6 protein-coding genes, 1 other RNA gene and 1 pseudogene are annotated in these 5,729 nt (G+C 40.0%); 3 read left to right on the top strand and 5 right to left on the bottom strand.

The window, feature by feature from the left end; genetic code table 11:
- Window positions 1–182 precede the first annotated feature (182 nt).
- Window positions 183–1,505 carry a Xaa-Pro aminopeptidase gene (pepP, locus tag FTU05_RS17175; protein ID WP_180166157.1) on the bottom strand — a complete coding sequence of 441 codons (1,323 nt, stop codon included), beginning with the start codon at window positions 1,503–1,505 and terminating at the stop codon, window positions 183–185.
- A gap of 131 nt (window positions 1,506–1,636) precedes the next feature.
- Window positions 1,637–2,254 (bottom strand): UPF0149 family protein, encoded by a 618-nt coding sequence (locus FTU05_RS17170; RefSeq protein WP_111885849.1) that lies wholly within the window; start codon window positions 2,252–2,254, stop codon window positions 1,637–1,639.
- A 64-nt stretch (window positions 2,255–2,318) separates the two neighbouring features.
- Here FTU05_RS17170 and FTU05_RS17165 point away from each other — a divergent pair, with 64 nt between their 5' ends.
- The 3 genes from FTU05_RS17165 to ssrS all read left to right on the top strand — a co-directional run bounded on the left by FTU05_RS17165 (window position 2,319) and on the right by ssrS (window position 3,442).
- Window positions 2,319–2,870 (top strand): hypothetical protein, encoded by a 552-nt coding sequence (locus FTU05_RS17165; protein ID WP_078192940.1) that lies wholly within the window; start codon window positions 2,319–2,321, stop codon window positions 2,868–2,870.
- 2 nt (window positions 2,871–2,872) lie between these two features.
- Entirely contained in the window at window positions 2,873–3,160 is a 288-nt protein-coding gene (locus FTU05_RS17160; RefSeq protein ID WP_168378082.1) for a cell division protein ZapA, read from the top strand.
- Between the two features lie 99 nt (window positions 3,161–3,259).
- A non-coding RNA gene (gene ssrS / locus FTU05_RS17155) (6S RNA) lies at window positions 3,260–3,442 on the top strand.
- 153 nt (window positions 3,443–3,595) lie between these two features.
- Here the strand turns inward: ssrS and FTU05_RS17150 are convergent.
- The 3 genes and pseudogenes from FTU05_RS17150 to FTU05_RS17140 all read right to left on the bottom strand — a co-directional run.
- Window positions 3,596–4,060 (bottom strand): hypothetical protein, encoded by a 465-nt coding sequence (locus FTU05_RS17150; RefSeq protein ID WP_180166155.1) that lies wholly within the window; start codon window positions 4,058–4,060, stop codon window positions 3,596–3,598.
- A gap of 85 nt (window positions 4,061–4,145) precedes the next feature.
- A complete protein-coding gene (locus FTU05_RS17145; protein WP_257230145.1) occupies window positions 4,146–5,345 on the bottom strand; it encodes a YncE family protein in 1,200 nt (399 codons plus the stop codon).
- A gap of 298 nt (window positions 5,346–5,643) precedes the next feature.
- Window positions 5,644–5,729, bottom strand: a pseudogene (locus FTU05_RS17140) (IS5/IS1182 family transposase); the annotation flags it as partial.

The raw sequence follows: 5,729 nt of genomic DNA, 5'->3' as shown, positions 1-5,729 counted from the left end.
TACTTCATGTACAACCATCATTTTAAAGGCGAAGCTATAATCACGTTGTGTGCGTTTAACTCGTTGTTCTTGTGCATGTTCCATAAAATAAGTCTCTTAAGGTGTAAACTTATTTCAGGACGGGACACTCTTGTACACAAAAAAAGCCGATCAACTGACCGGCTTTTTTTATTCATTGCAAGTTACTGCGCCATCAAGGCTTCAATGTCTTCCACCGACTTGACCACTGCAGCTGTTAAAACACGTGGACCTGCTTTAGTTACAGCCACATCATCTTCAATACGAATACCGATACCACGCCATTTCGCATCAACGCTTTCATCATCAGGCGCAATATAGAGCCCCGGTTCAACCGTTACAACCATGCCTTCTTCATAGGCACGCCATTCACCATCTTGTTTGTATGAACCGACGTCATGCACATCCATACCAAGCCAATGACCCGTACCATGCATATAGAATTGGCGGTAACTTTCTTTTGCGATGATTTCGTCAATATCTCCTTGCATAATGCCAAGATCCAATAAACCTTGAACTAAAATACGTACAGCAACATTATGTGGTTCTTTATAAGAGTTGCCGATACGCACAGCATCAATCGCCGCAATTTGTGCATCAAGTACAACATTATAAAGTGCTTTTTGTTCAGGGCTGAATTTACCGTTGACTGGGAAAGTACGGGTAATGTCTGATGCATACAGCTGATATTCACATGCTGCATCAATCAGTACCAAATCACCATCTTTGAGTTCTTTGTTGTTTTCAACATAATGCAAAATACAGCCATTTTCACCGCCACCAACAATACTGTTATAAGACGGTACACAACCATTTTTACCAAACACATAATTCAGTTCAGCTTCCAAAGCATATTCCATCATGCCCGGTTTAACGGTTTGCATTGCACGTGTATGTGCTTCTGCTGAAATATCCGATGCGATTTGCATCATTTCAAGTTCATCTTCAGATTTGTGCAGACGCATTTCATCAATAATACGATCAAGCTGAATCACTTGTGCAGGCGCACTCGCACCTTTGCGTGATTCACCACTCGCTGTTGCAATCCACTTAGCAACACGTGCATCGAAATCAGCTTGCTGACCTATTCGATAGAACAATTTATCTTTATTTTGTAATTTTTCTAAAATTTCTTCGTCTAATAAATCAATGGCATAAGCCTCATCAGCTTCATAATCTTCTACAGCCCCATCTACACCCGCACGGTAGCCATTCCAAATTTCCATTTCACGGTCACGTTCACGGCAGAACAAACTATAGCTATAACCTTCTTCTTCGCTATCAAAGGTTTCAATCACTGCAACCGCTTCAGGTTCAGCAAAACCTGTTAAATAAAAGAAACTACTATCAGCTCGAAACTTATAATCTGCGTCGCGATTACGCATGGCTTCTTTGCTCGTTGCAATAATTGCGATGCTGCGCAAGCCCATTTCACCTGCAAGGATGTCACGACGTTCCTGAAAATCTGCTTGAGTTAATTTCTTCATTTAAATACTTCTTATACCTGCTGGCTGATATTGTTTAAATTTTGATTCAATGGAATATGAATCTCTCAATCTATGTGAGGAATGTATAAAAACACGTAATACCTCACATAGATATAAGCAAAATTAAAGCCTTAGCTTGGACGATGTGGGGTGAACATTTCAACCACATTCCCCACTTGAGCCGATGAATTTTTAGCGCTCAGTTGTAGCAACGGTGTTTCTGAAACATCAACTTTGGTACGTCCCATAGACAGGCTCACTGGGATTAAACGAACAAATTCGTATAATTCCTGATAGCTTTCTTCACCTTCTTCATCATCATCTGAATCTTCAAATTCTACTGAAGCGACATCCTGTAAATGCTCAATCAATTCTTGTTCATTGGTGCGCAGATGACCTGCCGCCAAACCAAAACCAAGAACAACACCTGCACACCAATCTGCCAAGGCTTGCACACGCTCACCTAGCAAGTGATCATCATCTGGTAATAAAGGAAGATAGTCGAGTTCATCATCTGAAAGTGAATGAGCTACATCTTCTGCTTCTTCAGTCAACAATGCCACCGCATCTTCGTCTAATTCAGCTACATCAAGCGTTGCTAAAATTTGTTGCCACTCTTCACGACTCGGAGGTTGTGACACACAAACTATACCAGTGAGTAGACCATGTAACTCACTTGGGCTTGAAATTTCTTCAATTTTAGAAAAATTCTGGGACCAATCTGACCAACCTGAAATATCGTCTTGCATTCGCTTATCCAATCTCTATACTTCGTATATATTACCTTTGTTTGCAAGACTGTGCGACTACGTTATGTTAGAAGAATTACAGCGTCTCCAAGCGCATATTAGCGTTTTAAAAAAGCGACTGGCGCAATTTGAAAGCGAAAATAATGCCCTACAAGATGAGAAAAACTCGTCTGATGAGCACCATCATGCTCAAATTGTACATAAGAACGGTATTATCACCTCCAAACAAGAAGAAATTGATACGCTGAATGAGCAATTAACTGATTCACGTGCTCAACTTCAACAGCTGAATACTGATGCAACTGCTTTGGCTGACCGATATAGCCGTCTTGAAAAAAGCTGTACTGATCTAAAAAATCGTTTTCAAGAAATTTTGGCAGAACGTAATGAGCTACGTATCGTTAAAGAAAAGATGCAAAATGAACAGCGTCATGCTCAACAAGAAATTCAAGGTTTGCAGCAAGAACGTGAACGTTTATTGCAAAAAAATGAACATGCCAAAGCAAAAGTTGAAGCGATTATTCAACGTTTAGCTATTTTAGGTACAGCTCAAGATCAACATGCGCAAGAAATTCAACAATTGGCACATCCGACTGAAAGTAATGAGGAAGTTTGATCATGAGTGAACAAATTGCAGTTGATTTAAAAGTTCTAGGTCATAGTTTCCGTTTAGCAACTACTTCTGACCAACAAGCCGATTTAGAACGCGCAGCACAATTACTGAATGACAAATACGATGAATTTCGTCGTAAAGCACCACGTATGGAACCGAGTAAGCTGATCATTATGGTCGCACTTGAATTAATGCAAGAAGTCCTGTCAATGAATAAGAGTTTGCAAGAATATGCAAACTGCGAACTTTTGTTGCAAAATATTTTGGAACAAGTTGAAGAATTGACTGATTAATCGGTGGTTTAGTGATTATACTTTGCCCGATTACTTCATTTTAAACACTTTGTCAGTGTTTGGTGATTTGCCAATAACGCTGAATTCGTTATACTGAGCACATCTCTGAGGTGTTCGCCAGCTAGGTCTAATCCCCTGCCGATACTTAAACTTATGGATGTGTTCTGTATATTCTGAGCGTATGCCCTCCTCGAGTGGGAAACCCAGCGAGTGTACGTCGCGTCCACCTTGAACTCATCGGGTTCAGGGTCACGACATTTGCAGCGGCATCTTCGGAGTGTTTATTTTCAAAATCCTTATTTAAATTACAAGCATTTGATTTAAAAAACATTTTTTAATTTACTATTCTATTTCCGTGCCACTCTACTTTTGTTCTTCACCTTAATTATTTCATTTAAGTTTGGTTAGTTTAAAAGTTTATTTATTCAAGTTAATTCATTTTTTGAGTTGTTCCAGTTTAGCTAACTGTCTATCCAAAGCTCTGTCCATTTCAGGAAGTATTTGTCGTAAATATTGAATTGATGAAATGGCTTCATCCAATTTCACGACGCCTTTTTTAACCAAGTTATATTGTTGCTCGAGTAGAGCGAGTACTTGATTTTGATTCGGCTGCTGTCCCTGACTCATCAGCGTGTTTATTTGCTGAAATTGTTGATATACCTGTTCACGTTGCTGTAATAGCTCAGAATGCGTTTCTCTGTCGAGTATTGATTGTTTGGAATTAAAACTTGAATGCTGCAATACATTTTCTGTAGTTCGCTCTGAACGTGTTTCAGACACTTTTTGTTGATCTAACGGTAGCTGTTCATGAACCTCCTGCTGCTTTGGTTTTAATAACTGAATCATCAACAATAAAATCAAGCCAACCACTAACCCGATAACAATCCATTTCTTATACATGATTCAATCTCTAAATATTTTTCAATTAAAAAATTCAGAGCCGATTTGACTCTGATTTTTCCATTTTCTTTTGATTTAAACTGTTTTACTGACTGCCCCATCCTGCTGGTGCATAACCTAAACGAACACGCTGTGGGTGATTGCCAACTGGAACTGTGATGACTTTTTCACCTGTTGCAAAATCAATCACGGTTACTGCATCTGTGGCACTTTCAGAAATGACACAGCGTTTACCATCTGGACTTTGCGTTGCCCAATACGGTTTGCCTGCAGCAATCAATTTCGCCGCGGTCAAAGTTTTACGATCGACGATGGTGGCATAATCATCCATCGTTCCTGCAACACATAGTTTTTCACCATCTCCACTGATCGAAAGCCCATGATGACGTGAGTCATTTACCCATTTCGTGCGATCAGAGGGAATAATTGTACTTCCCGGAAGCTGTGCAATGCGTGTGACTTTGCCTTGATTGAGATCATATTCGACCAAGCCATTAAAAAATGAGACTTGTGCATAGATTTTGGATTCGTCTTTGCTAAACACAATTGGACGCACAGCGTTCGATAGGTCTTTACGGCCAAAGGCATCCAATGCAGGACGAAAATCAATTTTCTTCAAGACTTTAAAATTATTAGCATCGGCAATGGTGATATAGCGTTTGCCTTTAGTGAAATCCTGCCACGCTGCATCCATTGAGGTTTCCACATTACCTATGGCTGAGTTAAGAATTTTTGTGCCACCATCAAAGTAAATATTTTCATGTGGCTTATCTCCTGTGGCAAAGCGCCCGAGCTCCTTGCCTGTGTTGATATCGAGTATATGTACGACATTTCCTGAAGACGCTGATACTGCAACCTGTTGCCCATCAGGGGATACTGCCATATGGTCTGCTCGAAATCCCTCAACGGGTGTGCGCCAATTAATTCTCCCTGTTGTAATATTAATCGAGACAACATCTGCATAGCTTGGGCGTGATGCAACTACCGATTTGCCATCTGGTGTGGAATACATGTCATCGACCAATTGATCATTTCCCTCTCCTGCCGTATTTCGAATATAGCTATAGGCGATCAATTTTACTGGATTGAGGTAAATTTCAGTGAGCCGTTCCTTTTTGTCGGGCACCATATTGATGACACCAACTTTCTGATAGTTTTTTGCAGGATTGATGACAGTAACCGTACCATCCCAGTTATTGCCGACAAAAAAGACTTGCTGGCTATTGGGTGGAACGGGTGCAGTGCTGGTCGCTGCGAAAGTAAATGGCGACACCGCAACCGTCATACAAAGAAGTGTCCTGATCCAGAGATTCTTTTTCATTTTTATTGTCCATTAATTTGTTTTTATGCATACCTTTTGAGCTACGTCATCAGATAAGTGTCGCTTTTTAAGCGCAAAGAAAGCTTATTCAATATACAAGTGTAGATATAGCGTATTTGTTTTAATTCCGATGAGTTGTTGATTAAAACCAAGTCTTCAATCTGCATTCACTTTTTGGGAAGCAAAAAAAAAGCACCCGAAGGTGCTTTTTTAGTTCATCAAATGATTAGGGTGTGTTGACATTTACAGCCGATAAATTGAGCTAAAGAGGCAACCATATAAATATACAAGCTAAAGCAACAGCGCTTTGATAGTTACGTTTTAGCTTATCGTATCTTGTGGCAATTC

It is taken from the genome of Acinetobacter sp. YH12049 (assembly GCF_013419875.1).
In the GTDB taxonomy this organism is placed as follows: Bacteria; Pseudomonadota; Gammaproteobacteria; order Pseudomonadales; family Moraxellaceae; genus Acinetobacter; species Acinetobacter amyesii.
The sequence above is the reverse complement of the archived record's forward strand: the minus strand, read 5'-3'. Positions and strand labels throughout refer to the sequence as shown.

Coding starts and splice junctions, on each gene's coding strand:
- pepP (WP_180166157.1), bottom strand. CDS start 1,505: ATGAAGAAATTAACTCAAGCAGATTTTCAGGAACGTCGTGACATCCTT.
- FTU05_RS17170 (WP_111885849.1), bottom strand. CDS start 2,254: ATGCAAGACGATATTTCAGGTTGGTCAGATTGGTCCCAGAATTTTTCT.
- FTU05_RS17165 (WP_078192940.1), top strand. CDS start 2,319: ATGTTAGAAGAATTACAGCGTCTCCAAGCGCATATTAGCGTTTTAAAA.
- FTU05_RS17160 (WP_168378082.1), top strand. CDS start 2,873: ATGAGTGAACAAATTGCAGTTGATTTAAAAGTTCTAGGTCATAGTTTC.
- FTU05_RS17150 (WP_180166155.1), bottom strand. CDS start 4,060: ATGTATAAGAAATGGATTGTTATCGGGTTAGTGGTTGGCTTGATTTTA.
- FTU05_RS17145 (WP_257230145.1), bottom strand. CDS start 5,345: ATGACGGTTGCGGTGTCGCCATTTACTTTCGCAGCGACCAGCACTGCA.